At 75.9% G+C, this 13,715-nt stretch carries 19 protein-coding genes; 7 read left to right on the top strand and 12 right to left on the bottom strand.

Annotation, left to right across the window (positions count from 1 at the left end):
* The first annotated feature begins 54 nt into the window (after nt 1-54).
* Nucleotides 55-840 carry an SDR family oxidoreductase gene (locus ASG36_RS13130; RefSeq protein WP_055764441.1) on the top strand — a complete coding sequence of 262 codons (786 nt, stop codon included), beginning with the start codon at nt 55-57 and terminating at the stop codon, nt 838-840.
* Here the strand turns inward: ASG36_RS13130 and ASG36_RS13125 are convergent.
* Complete coding sequence (locus ASG36_RS13125; RefSeq protein WP_055764439.1) at nt 837-1,841, bottom strand: UDP-N-acetylmuramate dehydrogenase; 1,005 nt, start codon at nt 1,839-1,841, stop codon at nt 837-839. The genes ASG36_RS13130 and ASG36_RS13125 overlap by 4 nt on opposite strands.
* 39 nt (nt 1,842-1,880) lie before the next feature.
* Between ASG36_RS13125 and ASG36_RS13120 the strand changes: the two genes are divergently transcribed.
* From ASG36_RS13120 to ASG36_RS13105, 4 genes are read left to right on the top strand one after another with little or no spacing between them, the layout of a single operon-like run.
* A complete protein-coding gene (locus tag ASG36_RS13120) occupies nt 1,881-2,738 on the top strand; it encodes an SAM-dependent methyltransferase (protein ID WP_082523066.1) in 858 nt (285 codons plus the stop codon).
* Between the two features lie 25 nt (nt 2,739-2,763).
* Nucleotides 2,764-3,516: a maleylpyruvate isomerase N-terminal domain-containing protein gene (locus tag ASG36_RS13115; protein ID WP_055764437.1), complete on the top strand. Its 753-nt coding sequence runs from the start codon at nt 2,764-2,766 to the stop codon at nt 3,514-3,516.
* Complete coding sequence (locus ASG36_RS13110; protein WP_055764436.1) at nt 3,516-4,394, top strand: spermidine synthase; 879 nt, start codon at nt 3,516-3,518, stop codon at nt 4,392-4,394. Before ASG36_RS13115 ends, ASG36_RS13110 begins: the two co-directional genes overlap by 1 nt.
* Nucleotides 4,395-4,430: 36 nt before the next feature.
* Complete coding sequence (locus ASG36_RS13105) at nt 4,431-4,622, top strand: PspC domain-containing protein (RefSeq protein WP_055764434.1); 192 nt, start codon at nt 4,431-4,433, stop codon at nt 4,620-4,622.
* Here ASG36_RS13105 and ASG36_RS13100 read toward each other — a convergent pair whose 3' ends face one another.
* The 10 genes from ASG36_RS13100 to ASG36_RS13055 all read right to left on the bottom strand — a co-directional run bounded on the left by ASG36_RS13100 (nt 4,623) and on the right by ASG36_RS13055 (nt 11,670).
* Entirely contained in the window at nt 4,623-5,087 is a 465-nt protein-coding gene (locus ASG36_RS13100; RefSeq protein WP_200944462.1) for a PaaI family thioesterase, read from the bottom strand. It abuts the gene before it with no gap.
* Complete coding sequence (locus tag ASG36_RS13095) at nt 5,084-5,371, bottom strand: DUF2516 family protein (protein ID WP_055764432.1); 288 nt, start codon at nt 5,369-5,371, stop codon at nt 5,084-5,086. The genes ASG36_RS13100 and ASG36_RS13095 overlap by 4 nt, the downstream gene beginning before the upstream one ends.
* A 43-nt stretch (nt 5,372-5,414) precedes the next feature.
* Nucleotides 5,415-6,209 (bottom strand): hypothetical protein, encoded by a 795-nt coding sequence (locus tag ASG36_RS13090; protein WP_157498791.1) that lies wholly within the window; start codon nt 6,207-6,209, stop codon nt 5,415-5,417.
* Nucleotides 6,206-6,670, bottom strand: a complete 465-nt coding sequence (locus ASG36_RS13085; protein ID WP_082523064.1) for a helix-turn-helix domain-containing protein — start codon at nt 6,668-6,670, stop codon at nt 6,206-6,208. The genes ASG36_RS13090 and ASG36_RS13085 overlap by 4 nt, the downstream gene beginning before the upstream one ends.
* A 65-nt stretch (nt 6,671-6,735) precedes the next feature.
* The gene (locus tag ASG36_RS13080; protein ID WP_055764431.1) at nt 6,736-7,698 is read right to left on the bottom strand and encodes an asparaginase; all 963 of its coding nucleotides are present in this window, start codon (nt 7,696-7,698) and stop codon (nt 6,736-6,738) included.
* On the bottom strand, nt 7,698-8,267 hold the full coding sequence (locus ASG36_RS13075; protein WP_055764429.1) for a hypothetical protein: 570 nt from the start codon (nt 8,265-8,267) through the stop codon (nt 7,698-7,700). The genes ASG36_RS13080 and ASG36_RS13075 overlap by 1 nt, the downstream gene beginning before the upstream one ends.
* A complete protein-coding gene (locus ASG36_RS13070) occupies nt 8,264-9,109 on the bottom strand; it encodes a 3-keto-5-aminohexanoate cleavage protein (RefSeq protein WP_055764427.1) in 846 nt (281 codons plus the stop codon). Before ASG36_RS13070 ends, ASG36_RS13075 begins: the two co-directional genes overlap by 4 nt.
* The gene (locus ASG36_RS13065) at nt 9,106-10,224 is read right to left on the bottom strand and encodes a folate-binding protein YgfZ (protein ID WP_055764425.1); all 1,119 of its coding nucleotides are present in this window, start codon (nt 10,222-10,224) and stop codon (nt 9,106-9,108) included. Before ASG36_RS13065 ends, ASG36_RS13070 begins: the two co-directional genes overlap by 4 nt.
* The gene (locus ASG36_RS13060; protein WP_082523063.1) at nt 10,221-10,691 is read right to left on the bottom strand and encodes a Fur family transcriptional regulator; all 471 of its coding nucleotides are present in this window, start codon (nt 10,689-10,691) and stop codon (nt 10,221-10,223) included. Before ASG36_RS13060 ends, ASG36_RS13065 begins: the two co-directional genes overlap by 4 nt.
* Before the next feature lie 10 nt (nt 10,692-10,701).
* Nucleotides 10,702-11,670, bottom strand: coding sequence for a hypothetical protein (locus tag ASG36_RS13055; RefSeq protein WP_055764423.1), 969 nt, complete (start codon nt 11,668-11,670; stop codon nt 10,702-10,704).
* A 33-nt stretch (nt 11,671-11,703) separates the two neighbouring features.
* On the opposite strand from ASG36_RS13055, the gene ASG36_RS13050 reads away from it, so the two are divergent.
* Together ASG36_RS13050 and ASG36_RS13045 are read left to right on the top strand one after the other, a co-directional pair.
* Nucleotides 11,704-11,907 carry a zinc-ribbon domain-containing protein gene (locus tag ASG36_RS13050; protein ID WP_055764421.1) on the top strand — a complete coding sequence of 68 codons (204 nt, stop codon included), beginning with the start codon at nt 11,704-11,706 and terminating at the stop codon, nt 11,905-11,907.
* 3 nt (nt 11,908-11,910) lie between these two features.
* The gene (locus ASG36_RS13045; protein ID WP_055764419.1) at nt 11,911-12,759 is read left to right on the top strand and encodes an aminotransferase class IV; all 849 of its coding nucleotides are present in this window, start codon (nt 11,911-11,913) and stop codon (nt 12,757-12,759) included.
* 44 nt (nt 12,760-12,803) lie between these two features.
* Here ASG36_RS13045 and ASG36_RS13040 read toward each other — a convergent pair whose 3' ends face one another.
* Nucleotides 12,804-13,706 carry an alpha/beta hydrolase gene (locus tag ASG36_RS13040; RefSeq protein WP_055764417.1) on the bottom strand — a complete coding sequence of 301 codons (903 nt, stop codon included), beginning with the start codon at nt 13,704-13,706 and terminating at the stop codon, nt 12,804-12,806.
* Between the last annotated feature and the right edge of the window lie 9 nt (nt 13,707-13,715).

Raw genomic sequence — 13,715 nt, 5'->3', positions numbered from 1 at the left:
CGCTCGGACGGGCACCGGTGTCGACTCACCATCCTGCACCAGCAGACTGGGGGCATGCCTGCCGAGCACCCCACAGCGCGCCCCTCCGCCCACCCGTTCCCCGGCGACGGCCGGGTCGCCGTCGTCACCGGGGCCTCCAGCGGCATCGGTGCCGCCACCGCCCGCCGCCTGGCCGCCGACGGGTTCTCCGTCGTCCTGGGCGCCCGCCGGATGGACCGGCTGATGCCGCTGGCCCAGGAGATCGGCGGCACGGCCGTCGAGCTGGACGTGACCGACGACGCGTCGGTCGCGTCCTTCGCGGCCGGTCTGGAGCGGGTCGACGTCCTGGTGAACAACGCCGGTGGCGCCTTCGACGCCGCCCCCGTCGCCGAGGCCGACCTGGACTCCTGGTCGCGCAGCTTCGAGGTCAACGTGCTGGGCACCGTGCGGGTGACCAAGGCGCTGCTGCCGGCGCTGCGGGCCTCCGGCGCCGGGGACGTCGTCTTCGTCGGCTCCACCGCCGGGCTCGTCAGCTACGAGGGCGGGGCGTCCTACACCGCGGCCAAGCACGGCGTGCACACGCTGGCCGGGACCATGCGCCTGGAGCTCGTCGCCGAGCCCGTGCGCATCGTGGAGATCGCCCCCGGGATGGTGAAGACCGAGGAGTTCGCGCTCAACCGCACCGGCGACCCGGCGAAGGCCGCCGCGGTCTACCAGGGCGTGCGCGGGCCGTTGGTCGCCGAGGACGTCGCCGACTGCATCGCCTGGGCCGTCACCCGCCCGCACCACGTGAACATCGACCTGATGGTCGTCCGCCCGCGTGCCCAGGCCGCGCAGCACAAGGTGCACCGGGAGGGCTAGGGACGGACCGCCGTCGGCTCGGGGACGAGGGTCACGCCGAAGCGGTCCCGGACGGCGTCGACGACGCGGCCGGCGAAGGCGAGCAGCTCGTCGGCGGTGGCGCCCGGCTCGGTGGTGAGCGCCAGCGAGTGCCGGGACGACGTCCCCACGTGGCCCTCGCGGGTGCCGCGGCCGAAGCCGGCGTGCTGCACCAGCCAGGCCGCCGACAGCTTCACGTCCTCGCCCGCGGGCCAGCTCGGGCAGCCCTCGACCGCCATCGACGCGGGCACCACGGGGTTGGTGAAGAACGAGCCGGCGCTGCGGGAGTCCGGGTCGCCCGGGTCGAGCACCATGCCCTTGCCGCGGCGCAGTTCGACGACGGCGGCCCGGACGTCGGCCAGCGGGGCCCGGTCGCCGGGAGCCACCCCCAGCCGCTTCGCCAGTTCCGCGTACCCGACCGGCATCGACAACGGCGAGGCCTCGAGCCCGAACGTCACGGTGAGGACGACGAAGACGCCGGGGTGCTGCTTGAGCGCGGAGTCCCGGTAGCCGAACCCGCAGTCGGCCGGCGACAGCGTGCGCACCGACCCGTCGCGCCGGTCCAGCACCTGCACGGCGGTGACCGTCTGGGCGACCTCCTGGCCGTACGCGCCGACGTTCTGCACCGGGGTCGCGCCGGTGCTGCCCGGGATCCCCGACAGCGCCTCGATGCCGGCCAGTCCCTCGGCGACGGTGTGGGCGACCAGGTCGTCCCAGGGCTCGCCGGCCTGCACCTCGAGCGCGTCGCCGGTGCGGACGACCCCCCGCGACCGGACCGCGACGACGTCCCCCGGCCAGCCGGCGTCGGGGGCGACCACGTTGGAGCCACCGCCGAGCACCAGCAGCGGACGGCCGGCGTCGTCGGCCTCGCGGACGGCGGCGACCAGCTCGTCGGCGGTGGTCACCTCGACGAGCCGGTCGACCGGCCCCCCGACCCGCAGCGTGGTGAGCTCGGACAGCGGGACCCCGGTCAGCAGCTGCACGGCACCACGGTAGCCACCGCGCGACTACCCTCCGGCCCGGTGAGCGACTCCGGCAGTGACCACACCGCCAAGGCGGTCCTGCCCCCCGCGCGCAAGCGGCCCCGGCTGGCCGCCGGCCGGGCCCGGGCGATGGGCCTGCCCACCCGCGGGACGACGAACGCCAACCGGCTGCGCCGGGTGGACCGCTGGCTGGTGGCCACGCAGGTGCCCCGGCTGCGCGACGCGACCCGCCCGCTGGTGGTCGACTTGGGGTACGGCGCGTCGGCGGTGACCACGCTGGAGCTGGTCTCCCGGCTGGGCGACGAGGTCGACGGCCTGGAGGTGGTGGGCCTGGAGATCGACCCGGAGCGGGTGGCGTCGGTCGAGGCCGACCGGGACCCGCCGCGGGTGGACTTCCGGGTGGGCGGCTTCGAGCTGGCCGGGTTGCAGCCGGTGGTGGTGCGGGCGTTCAACGTGCTCCGCCAGTACGACGAGGAGTCCGCCGCCCGGGCCTGGCAGACGATGTGCGCGGCGCTGGGCGCCGGCGGGCTCCTCGTGGAGGGCACCTGCGACGAGTGGGGACGCCGGGCGACCTGGGTGGCGCTGGACGAGTCCGGGCCGCTGACCCTGACGCTGAGCGCCAAGGCCTCGGACCTGGAGCGGCCCTCCGACCTGGCCGAGCGGCTGCCCAAGGCACTGATCCACCACAACGTGCCCGGGCAGCCGGTGCACGCGTTCCTGCAGGCCTTCGACGCCGCGTGGGCCGCGGCCGCGGGGTTCTCCACGTTCGGCCCGCGGCAGCGCTGGACGGCCTCGGTCGAGGCGCTGGCCGAGCAGGGCTGGCCGCTGGTGGGCTCCAGCCGGCGCTGGCGGCACGGCGAGACGACCGTCCGCTGGGAGGCCGTCGCGCCGGTCTGACCGGCGGCTGCGCGAGGATGGCCGGGTGCACCTGCCCGTGGATCGTCTGGTCGACGCCGTCGTCTCCGACGGCGAGCGCTTCGGGGTGGTCGCCGAGCTGCTGGCCACCGGCCGCACCCCGGTGCAGGGCGGGCTCGCCGCCCCCGTGCCCTGGGTGCCGGAGTGGACCGCCCGCGACCTCGTCGTCCACCTGGGCACCGTGCACCGCTGGGTCACCGGCATCCTCCGGGCCGGCGCCGCCGGAGACACCTCGCCGCCCCCGTCGCCGCACCACCCGCCGCACGACGACCTGCACGGCTGGTTCGCCCTCGGCCTCACCGAGCTGGTGGCCACGCTGCGCACCACCGACCCCGACCAGCCGACCTGGCACATGAGCCCGGCCGCCGACACCGCGCGCGACTGGGCGCACCGGCAGGCCAGCGAGCACCTGGTGCACCGGTTGGACCTCGAGGCCGCCGCGGGGGTCGAGCACGCACCGGTCGACCCGGAGCTCGCCGCCGACGGGGTGGGCGAGCTGCTGCACGTCGTCGTCCCCCGCTGGGCGCACACCGCCCCGCTGGCCGACGCCCGGGCGACGGTGCGGGTCCGGGCCACCGACACCGGGGCCACCTGGTCGGTGTCGGTGCGCGACGGCGTGGTCGGCGCGGACCCCGACGGCGAGCCCGACGCCGTCCTCGCCAGTACCGCCGAGCACCTGCTGCGCCGGCTCTGGGGCCGCCCGGCCGAGGTCGACGTGACCGGCGACCCCGCCGCCGAGCGCCTGCTGCGCGGCCGCTGATGGCCCGCCGCGAGAAGCGCACCGCACCGCCGCCGGAGCACCCCGAGCTGCCCGGTCCGGTGACCACCGCCGGGGGCACCGCGGAGATCCTGGGCGACGCCGACCGGGAGCGCTCCTACGTGCTGATGCTCGACGGGGTGCCGCAGTCCCACGTCGACCTCGACGACCCCGCGCACCTGGAGTTCGAGTACGTCCGGCGGATGGGCCACGTGCTCGACCTGCACGGGGACGACGACAGCAGCCCGTTGGACGTCGTCCACCTCGGCGGCGGGGCGCTCACCCTGGCCCGCTACGTCGCGGTGACCCGCCCCGGGTCCCGCCAGCGGGTGGTCGAGCTCGACGAGCCGCTCACCTACCTGGTGCGCGCCCACCTGCCGCTCCCCCGCGCCGCCCGGGTGCGGGTGCGCGCCGCCGACGCCCGGGCCGGGCTGGAGGCGTTGCACGACGCGAGCGCCGACGTCGTCCTCGTCGACGTTTTCGCCGGCGCCCGCACGCCCGCGCACCTGACCAGCACGCAGTTCGCCGCACAGGTCGCCCGGGTGCTCAAGCCGGGCGGGGTCACCGCCTGGAACGTCTCCGACGGCCCGCCGCTGACCTTCCTGCGCACCCAGGCCGCGACGCTGGCCGGGGTCTTCGCCCACGTGCTGCTGGTCGCCGAGCCCGGCACGCTGCGCGGGCGGCGCTACGGCAACACCGTCGCCGTCGCCTCCGACGCCGAGCTGCCCGTCGCGGGCCTGACCCGGCGCACCGCGGGTGACCCCATGCCGGCCCGGGTGGTCGCCGGCCGCGACCTGACCACGTTCATCGGCACCGCGGTGCCGGTTGACGACGCGACCGCGGTGCCCTCCCCCGAGCCGCCCGCCGGCGTCTTCGGCTGACAGGCGGCCCCCAGCCGCCACCCCTAGGGTCGGGTCATGACCGCTCCCAGCCGCCGCTTCGCCCGCGACACGAACAACAAGGTCATCGCCGGGGTGTGCTCCGGCCTGGCCCGCCAGTTCGGGATCTCCCGCAACGGCCTGCGCATCGCCGCCGTCGTGTCCTGCATCCTGCCGGGCCCGCAGTTCATCGCCTACGTCGTGCTCTGGGTGGTCATGCCCAAGGGCTGATCAGCCCACCGGTTCCACCGGCGGGGTCGGCGGCGGCGCGACGGCCATCATGGTGGCCTGCATCGCCGCCACCAGCTTCTCCCCGCCGGCGCCGTCCAGGGCGTGCACGTCGCCCCGGGTGACCACGATCGTCCGGCCGGCGCGCAGCACGGTGGCCGTCGCCCGGAAGCGGGCACCCGCCGCCGGGGCGACGAAGTTGGCCGTGAAGTCCACGGTCAGCACCTCCCGGTCCGCGCCCATCGTGGACAGCGCCGCGTACCCGCAGGCGGTGTCGACCAGCGTGGTGACCGCACCCGCGTGGGTGTAGCCGAACTGCTGGGCGAAGCGCGGGTCGCTGGGCATCTCCAGCACCGCCCGGCCGTGGCTGATCTCGACCAGCTCGGCGCCCAGGGTGGCGAGCATGGCCTGGCGGTCGAAGCTGGCCCGCAGCCGCTGCTCCTCGGACTCCGGCAGCGGCTCGGTCACCAGCTGGTGTTGCCCTGCTGCAGGCCCTTGAGCGCCGGTCGCACGTCGACCAGGTACACGATGATCGCGATGATCGCCGGCAGGCCGAGGAAGCTCATCGGCGAGAAGGCGAAGACGATCAGCGTCGCGACGGCGGTGATGCCCACCCAGGCCGGCTTGGACAGCTTCCCGGCCGCGACGTACCCGGGCGCCGGTCGGATGATCGCGTCGACCGTCGCCCACGCGCCCAACGCCAGCACGGCGTAGGTGATGACGGCGAACAGTGCGCTGTCGAAGCCCGGCATGGCCCGAGGGTAGCCGCCGCCGACCGCCCCCGGGCCGATCCGGTCAGCTCTGGGAGGACGGCGCCGAGCTGGAGGACGACGGCGCCTGCGAGGAGGCCGACGGCGCGTTGCTGGAGGCCGAGGGGGCGGTGGACTTCGCCGGGACGGCGGTGGCGCGGGGCAGCGGGGCCTTGCTGGTGGCCTTCGCGGGGGTCCGCTTGGCGGCGGCGCGCTTCGCGGGGGCCTTCTTCGCCGGCGTCTCCTTGGCCTCGTCGACGGCCTTGCTGGTGCGTGCCTTGGTCTTCTGGGCGGCCGAGGTCACCTCGTTCGCCGCCTTCGAGGCCTTCGACGCGCTCTTCTGGGCCACCGAGGTCACCTCGTCGGAGGCCTTCGCGACGACCTCGTCGGTGGTGTCCAGGACGTCCTCAAGGGCGTCCTCGACGGTGTCCACGGCGCGCTCGGCGCGGCCGACGACCGAGCGGAAGCCGGGCTGGCGGCGCAGGTCCTCCACGACCTCCTCGCCGCGGGCGGCCAGGCCGGACAGCGTGCTGGCGGCCTGCTCCCGGACGCTCCCGACGAGACCGCCGGCGTTGCCGGCCTTGCTGCGGGCGGCCTCGGCCCGGCTGCGGACCTCCTTGGCGGCGAGGTCGGCCTGGACCTGGGCCTCGCCGGGCAGCGCCTCGGCCTTGGACCGCAGCGAACCGACCACGGACCGGGCGTGGTCGACGACGACGTCGGTGGCGCCGATGGCGGCCAGCACGCCGGTCTTGCCGGTCTCGACGAGCGCGTCGGCGACCTTGCGGCCCTCGGTCACGGCGGCCTCGCCGTAGCTCTTGATGGTCTCGGTGGGCTTGCTCATGCCGACTCCTCCTGGGGGTCCGGTGCGGGGTTGGTCAGTGCGTGCTCGCGGGCGTACGTCTCGTACAGCTCCAGGAGCACCTGCTTGTGGCGCTCGGAGAGGGACAGGTCGGCGCGGATGGCCGCGACGGTGTCCGGGTTGCCCGACCGGCGGTCGAGGATGCCGGCCTGCTCGTAGAGCGTCTCGGCGGAGATCTTCAGGCCCCGGGCGATCTGGGCCAGGATCTCCGCCGACGGCTTGCGCAGTCCGCGCTCCACCTGCGAGAGGTAGGGGTTGCTGACCCCGGCGGTGCGGGCCAGCTCGCGCAGCGACACCTGGGCGGTGTTGCGCTGGCTGCGGATGAAGTCACCCACCTGGGAGCTGACCGCCGTCGACACCGTGGTCGCCTCGGCCGCCGCGGAGGCGGCAGCATGGGTCACGCTGTCGCGGACGGTGCTGACGATCTCCGACGGGTTCTGCACACCGGCGACGCTAACCGTGGGTGCTAGCTCCAGCAAGCGGGGCAGCGGGCGGAGTGACCGATCCCTCAGCCCAGCACGGCGGCGGGGCGCACCTCGCCGACGGTGCCGTCCCCGCCGCTCACCGGGGTCACCGCGAACGGGGCGAGCTCGGCCTCGGAGACCCCGAGCAGGCGCAGCCCGGCGCTCAGCGCGGGCATCCGGCCACGGTCGCCGCCGTCCTCCAGCTTGAGCGCGACCGCGCCGCGACCGGGCAGCGCGGCGACGTGCACGCCGTCGGCACCGCCCTTGACCAGCAGGTCGGGCACGGCGCCCATCAGCAGGGTGTCGTCCCGGCCGGTGCCGGCCACCAGCCACGGGTGGGCGCGCATGGCGTCGGCGACCGAGCGGTCCCGGCTGCCCCCGGGCGCCTGGACCAGGGAGAGCACGCCGCGGGCCAGCGCGGTCACCGACAGCGCGTGCTGGGGTGCCCCGCACCCGTCGACGACGACGGCGCTGACCGGCTCGCGACCGGCCTCGCCCAGCCGGGCCTCGACGGCCTGCTGCAGCGGGTGTGCCGGGTCCAGGTAGCCCTGGGTGGGCCAGCCGGCGGCGACGCAGGCCGACAGCATCGCGGCGTGCTTGCCCGAGCAGTTCATCGCCGCGCGCCGGGGCGCCCGGCCCTCGACCAGCCAGGTGGCCCGTTCGCGTTCGTCCGAGGGCAGCGCGGGCGGGCAGCCCAGGTCGTCCTCGGTGAGCCCGACGGCGGCCAGCATGGCCAGGGCCAGCTCGACGTGCCCGGGCTCGCCGGTGTGCGACCCGGCGCCGATCGCCAGCTCCTCCGTCGTCCGCGGCGTCCAGCCGGCGGCCAGCAGCGCGGTGGCCTGCACCGGCTTGTTCGACGACCGCGGCAGGGTGGGCCGGTCGACGGCGCCGACGGCGTGCGTCACGGCCCCGTCGGCGTCCAGCACGACCAGCGAGCCGCGGTGCGCGGACTCGGGGAACCCCGACCGCCACACCTCGACCAGGACGGGCTGGTCCGGGAAGTCCATCAGTGGCGACCTTCTGCGGCGAGGAGCTGGGCGACGTCGGCCTCGCCGTCCCGGTACCGGCGGCCGAGCTCGCCGGCCAGGGCGTCCATCACCTGCTGGACACCGCGGCGGCGCTCGGACAGCCCACGCTCACCGGCGGCCAGCGAGCGGGCGGCGTGCTCCAGCTGGTCGTCGGGCAGCTCGCCCACGTCGGAGAGGTCGACCCCGGGCGCCAGGGAGTTCACCCAGTGCTCGTGGTCGGCGGGGTTGCTGGGCTGCACGGTCTGGTGCCGGCCCAGGCCGTGCGCGGGGCCGCGCCCCTTCTCGGACAGGATCTCGGGCAGCAGGTCGACCAGCGAGCGGCCGTCGTGCTCTGCCCGGCGCTGGAGCTCGCGGCGGACGATGTCGAGCCGGCCCTGCAGCAGCCGACGGGTGTAGGAGAGGTCGACCTCGGACTGCTCGGCCTGCCGGCGCAGCGCGCGGACGTCGGTCATCGTGCGCTGCTCGACCCCCTCGAGGAACTGCGGCGCCAGCAGGGTGTCCACGGCGGGCCCGCCGGCGGTGGACGCGACGGGGGTGGGCTCGGTCATCGGGGTGCCTCCTGCAGGGAACGGATGCCCAGCAGCTCGCGCGCCTGGGTGGTGGTCAGGGCCGGCCGCTGGGCGATCCGGGCGAGGCCGGCCGCGCGGGCGACCAGCTGGACGTTGTCGCGCACGGGTTCGCCGGGCGCGTAGGTGAGCGTGTCCTCCATGCCGACCCGCAGGTGACCGCCGGCCGAGAGCGCGGCCAGCATCACCGGCAGCGACGTCCGGCCGACGCCGGTGGCGGCGAAGGTCCAGCTCGGGTCCAGGACGGGCAGGCACGCCGCGAGCGCACCGGTCGTGCCGGGCATCCCGCCGGGCACGCCCATCACCAGGTCGACGTGCACGTGCCCGCCGTGCGGCAACCCGTGCCTGTCCAGCAGCCGGCGCAGCGTGGTCAGGTGCCCGAGGTCGAAGGCCTCGTACTCCGGCACGATGCCGCGCTGCTGCATCTGGGTGTGCAGCTCGACGATGAGGTCCCACGGGTTGCTGAAGACGTCCCGGCCGAAGTTGACCGTGCCCAGCGACAGGGACGCAGCGTCGGGCTCGGCGTCGAGCACCGCGACCCGGTCGGGCAGCGGGTCGGTGACCGCGCCTCCGGAGGACAGCTGCACGACCAGGTCGGTGGACTCCCGGACGGCGGCGACGACCTCGCGCACCCGGACCAGGTCCAGCGTCGGCCGGGTGTCCAGGCCGCGGACGTGCAGGTGGACGACGGCGGCACCGACGGCCTCGCAGTCCCGGGCGGTGGACACGACCTCCTCCACCGTCACCGGCAGGGCGGGGACGTCGGCCTTGGCCGACTCCGCTCCCGTGGGGGCGAGGGTGATGAGGGTGCCCGGCTGGCTCACCGGCCGATCGTCGCAGACCGGACCGCGCGCACCCGCTCCCGGGCGGCGACCAGGGTGTCGTCGAGGGTGACCACCAGGTCGTCGGGGTCGACGACGGCGACGCTGCCGCCCACCCGCAGCTCCACCGGGGCCGCGGCGGACTTCTCCAGCACCGAGGACTTCACCAGCGCCAGGCCGACGACGCCGAGCTCGTGGTGCCGGACGACGGTGCCGACCCGGCCCACCTCCTTGGTGCCCGAGAGCAGCGGGGTGCCCGCCTCGGGGAGGTGCTCCTCCATGCCGTCCAGGTGCACCAGCACCAGGCGGCGCGGCGGGCGGCCCAGGTTGTGCACCCGGGCGACGGTCTCCTGGCCCCGGTAGCAGCCCTTCTCCAGGTGCACGGCGGTGCGCAGCCAGGGCGTCTCGTTGGGGATGGTGCGGTGGTCGGTGTCCACGCCCAGCCGGGGGCGGTGGGCCTCCACGGCCAGCGCGGTCAGCGCGTCGACCCCGGCGAGGGTGGCGCCGGCGTCCAGCAGGACCTGCGCCCGGGCGTCGAGCTCCGCGCGCGGCACGAGCAGGTCGACGACCTCGGCGGTGCCGTCACCGACGGCCGGGGAGCGGCGGGCCCAGCCGCCGCCGTCCAGCGCGACGACCGACCACGGACCGACCGGCACGGGCAGTCCCGCGGCGGTGAGGACGTCGTCCCCGCGCGGGCCGACGAGGCTCAGCAGCGCCCACTCGGGCGTCACCAGGGCGGGCTCGACGCGCAGCATGAAGCGCATCCGGTCCAGCCAGCCGACCAGCTCGGCGCCCCGGCCGGGCTCGGTGTCGCCCCAGGTGGTGCCGCCGAGCTCGGCGAGCACGACGTGGTGCTCGACGTGGCCCTGCGGGCTCAGCACGAGCGCCTCGGTGCCCGCGCCGTCGGTGAGCTGGTCCAGGTGCTGGCTGAGCAGGCTGTGCAGCCAGGTCAGCCGGTCGACGCCGGGGACGACGAGGACGTCGCGGTCGCTGCGGTCGACGAGCACGGCGGCCTCGGCGCCACGGCGCTGCTCGGACAGCGGTGAGCCGTAGTGCGCGGCGACCGCGCCGGACTCGGTGGCGACGGCAGCCGGTCGGTGCAGCAGGGGCGAGCTCATGGGGACTCCGTTCCGGCCGCGGCACTGCAGTCCCGGCAGGTGCCGGACAGCGCCACATGACCCACGTCCACCCTGAAACCCAGGTCGGCGCCCAGACGTTCCGCGACGCCGTCCATCAGGCCCGGGTCGACGGACTCGATCTTCCCGCAGGTGGCGCAGACGACGTGCAGGTGCGGGTGCTCGGCGGCGTGGTAGACCGGCGCGCCCTTGCCCAGGTGGGTGTGCCAGACCAGGCCGAGCCGGTCCAGCAGCTCCAGCGTCCGGTAGACCGTCGAGGTGTCCGGGGCGGCTCCCCCGGGCCCGGCGTCGGCGCGCAGCCGGGCGCCGATCTCCTCGGGCGTGCCGTGCTCGAGGTCGGCGACCGCGGCCAGCACGCGCTGCCGCTGGTTGGTCAGCCGCAGACCGCGCGAGCGCAGCTGGTCGGCCAGCGGGGGCGCCTGCTGCGGGTCGTGGCTGTGGTCGGGCACGCCCGCGAGCCTAGGACCGCCCCTCCCACCACGACAGCACCCGCATCGCACCGAGGGTCACCCACCGGGAGGGCTCGCCGGTGGGGACGTCGACGTCGAACCACACCGCGCCGGGTTCCACCGGCCCCTGCAGCCAGCGGCCGTCGGGCTGCCGACCGGCGCGGAGCAGCTCGACGGCGTCGGCGGCCCGCGGGTCGGGAGGAGTGCCGTCGACCAGGCTCGCGGCTCGCAGGTGCTCCAGCGCCCGGAGGACGTCGTAGCGCCAGCGCGAGGGGTGCGTCGGCGGGGTCAGGCACGCGTCGAGCAGCTCGTCGGTGGAGAGCCGGCGGGTCAGCCGCCGCTCCAGCAGGTACCGCTCCCCGCGGTGGCGGGCCGCGCGCAGGTCGTCGTCCCCACCGGTGGCGAGCTCGTGGGCGAGCAGGCCGCGGACGGCGTTGAGCGTGGAGTGCACCGAGGAGCGGGTGGAGCCCTCGACCCACTCGCAGTTCCAGCCGCCGTCGGCGAGCTGGTGGGCGGGGAACCAGTGCGCCAGGGCCTCGACGTCGGCGCCGAGCCAGCCACCGGTGGCCAGGGTGGTGGCGTTGATGCAGACGTCGACCTCGCCACCCCAGAACGGGAGCCGCTCGTCGTACTCCCAGCGGCTGTTCGCGGCGAGCAGCTCGGCGGTGCCGGCCAGCCGGTCGGCGTCCAGACCCCACTCGCGGAGGGTGGCCAGCGACCAGGTGGTCGCCGTCCAGGGCTGACCCTCGCCCTCGGGGACGTGCACCTGCCCGTCGACCTTCGGGAAGAAGGCGCCGCCGGCCCACTGGCCGTCGGGGTCCTGGTGGGCGAGCAACCGGGCGCCGAACCCCTCGGTGGCCACCCGCGCGCGGGTCGCCTGCCAGACGTCGTCGGGGGCGCCCGCCAGGTCGCGCTCGACCTGCCAGCGCAGCGCGGGGTCGCTGTCGAGCAGCCAGCCGAGGACGTCGTCGTCCGCCATGCCGGAGACCGTAGGGCCTCCTAGGCTCTCCCGGTGTTCTTCCTCTTCGGGTTCGGCGACAAGCAGAAGGACCTCGGTCCGGGCCAGACCCGCACCTGTCCCCGCTGCAGCAACACGACGACCTGGGGCCGGGTGAAGCGGTACCGGCAGTTCACCGTCTTCTTCGTGCCGCTGCTGCGCTGGAAGCGCCAGGAGCTCGAGATCTGCGGGATCTGCGGCACGACGCTGGCGGTCTGACCGGTGGACGACGTGCGCGCGGTGGCCGTCTGGCGGGACGGGACGGCGGTGCGGGTGCCCGCCGACGAGCCGGTGGTGACCGCCTTCGACACCGGCCTGGCCCGTGGGGACGGCGTCTTCGAGTCCGTCTGGGTCGTCGGGGGCCGCACCCCGCACCTGGCCGACCACCTGGCCCGGCTGCACCGCTCGGCGGCGCTGCTCGACCTGCCGCCGGTGGACGACGAGGTGTGGACCGCCCTGGTGGCCGCCGCGACCGACGGCTGGCCGGCCGACGTCGAGGGCGCGTGCCGGCTGTTCCTCACCCGCGGACTGGGCGAGGGCCACCCGCCGACCGCCCTGGCCCTGCTGGCCCCGGTGCCGCCGGAGACCGTCACCCAGCGCATGGCGGGCATCTCCGTGGTCGCGCTGACCCTGGGCGTCGCAGCCGACGTCCGCGCGGTGTCGCCGTGGCTGCTGGGCGGGGCGAAGACGCTGTCCTACGCGGTGAACATGGCAGCGCAGCGGCACGCCCACAGCGTCGGCGCCGACGACGTCGTCTTCACCTCGGTCGAGGGTCGCCTGCTCGAGGGCCCCACCTCGACGGTGGTCTGGGCCGCCGGCGGCACGCTGCACACCCCGCCCCTGGACACCGGCATCCTGGCCGGCACCACCCAGGCCCGGCTCTTCGCCGCCGCCGAGGCCACCGGCTGGCCCACCGCCGTCACCCCCGGCACCCTCGCCGACCTCCACGCCGCCGACGCCGTCTGGCTGCTGTCGGGCATCCGCGGCGCCGCCCCGGTCACGTCGCTGGACGGCACGCCGCGCGGCGACGCCGGGCTGACCGTTCGCGTGCAGGAGCTGCTGGCCGACTGACCCTCCGGGGGGCGGACGGTCCTGCGTCCAGCTCGCCGCAGGACTCAGGCCGCTCTCGTCGGGCCCGTCGCGAGGTGGCGGGCCAGGAAGTCGCACGTGGTGCGGAGCAGGGCGAGGGCGTGGCTGTCGGAGTACATGCCGTGGTCGGCGCCGGCGATCTCGTGGTGCTCGACCGGCACGCCGCCGTCCCGCAGGGTCCGGGCGAGGCGGGCACCCTCGGCGGCGAGGGTGTCGAGCTGCGCGGTCTGCACCAGGGTGGGCGGCAAGGCGTCGGCCAGGTGGTCGTCCCAGGCGGGGGAGACCGTCGGCTCGGCCTGCCGTGCGGGGTCGGGGACGTGGGCCCACTGGGCGAAGCCCTGGACGAAGGGGCTGATGGCCGGCCGGCGGGCCGAGGACCGGCGGTCGGTGCGGGTGAGGTCGAGGACCGGGACGGTGAGGCAGGCGGCGGCGGGTCGGGGCAGGCCGCGGGCGTGCAGGTCCTGGCAGATGTTGACGGCGAGCTTGGCACCGGCGCTGATGCCGGACACCACGAGCTGGTCGGGGTCCCAGGCGTGGGCCGCGGCGTGCTCGCGGACCCACCGGGCCACGTCGGCCATCTGCTGCTCGGGCACCGGGTACCGGACACGGGGGGCGGTGTCGTAGTCCGGCAGGACCACGCCAACACCCAGCTCGGCGACCAGGTGCCGGGCCAGCGGCAGGTCCTGCTCGGGATTCCGGTTGACGAACCCCCCGCCGTGCAGGTGCAGCACCACCGGGACCGGTCCGGAGGAGGCCTCGGGGTGCAGGACCACGGCGCGGACCCGTCCGTGTCGGGTGGGGATCTGCACCGTGGTGGGTGCGGGCCCCTGAGCGTGCGGGAGCCGCCGGAGGGCCGGGGGTGTGAGCCGCACCCGGGAACCGAGGTGCGCCAGGACCCAGAACGCCGGGTGGAACGGTCGTCGCCTCATCGGTGGTCC

The organism is Geodermatophilus sp. Leaf369, from assembly GCF_001424455.1.
GTDB lineage: Bacteria > Actinomycetota > Actinomycetes > Mycobacteriales > Geodermatophilaceae > Klenkia.
Note: the sequence above shows the minus strand (reverse complement) of the source record. Positions and strands in the feature narration are given on the sequence as shown.

Excerpts from the sequence above, each read along its gene's own strand:
- ASG36_RS13080 (WP_055764431.1), bottom strand. The coding sequence starts at position 7,698 with ATGGACTTCCCGGACCAGCCCGTCCTGGTCGAGGTGTGGCGGTCGGGG.
- ASG36_RS13110 (WP_055764436.1), top strand. The coding sequence starts at position 3,516 with ATGGCCCGCCGCGAGAAGCGCACCGCACCGCCGCCGGAGCACCCCGAG.
- ASG36_RS13075 (WP_055764429.1), bottom strand. The coding sequence starts at position 8,267 with ATGACCGAGCCCACCCCCGTCGCGTCCACCGCCGGCGGGCCCGCCGTG.
- ASG36_RS13090 (WP_157498791.1), bottom strand. The coding sequence starts at position 6,209 with ATGAGCAAGCCCACCGAGACCATCAAGAGCTACGGCGAGGCCGCCGTG.
- ASG36_RS13130 (WP_055764441.1), top strand. The coding sequence starts at position 55 with ATGCCTGCCGAGCACCCCACAGCGCGCCCCTCCGCCCACCCGTTCCCC.
- ASG36_RS13105 (WP_055764434.1), top strand. The coding sequence starts at position 4,431 with ATGACCGCTCCCAGCCGCCGCTTCGCCCGCGACACGAACAACAAGGTC.
- ASG36_RS13065 (WP_055764425.1), bottom strand. The coding sequence starts at position 10,224 with ATGAGCTCGCCCCTGCTGCACCGACCGGCTGCCGTCGCCACCGAGTCC.
- ASG36_RS13095 (WP_055764432.1), bottom strand. The coding sequence starts at position 5,371 with ATGCCGGGCTTCGACAGCGCACTGTTCGCCGTCATCACCTACGCCGTG.
- ASG36_RS13055 (WP_055764423.1), bottom strand. The coding sequence starts at position 11,670 with ATGGCGGACGACGACGTCCTCGGCTGGCTGCTCGACAGCGACCCCGCG.
- ASG36_RS13040 (WP_055764417.1), bottom strand. The coding sequence starts at position 13,706 with ATGAGGCGACGACCGTTCCACCCGGCGTTCTGGGTCCTGGCGCACCTC.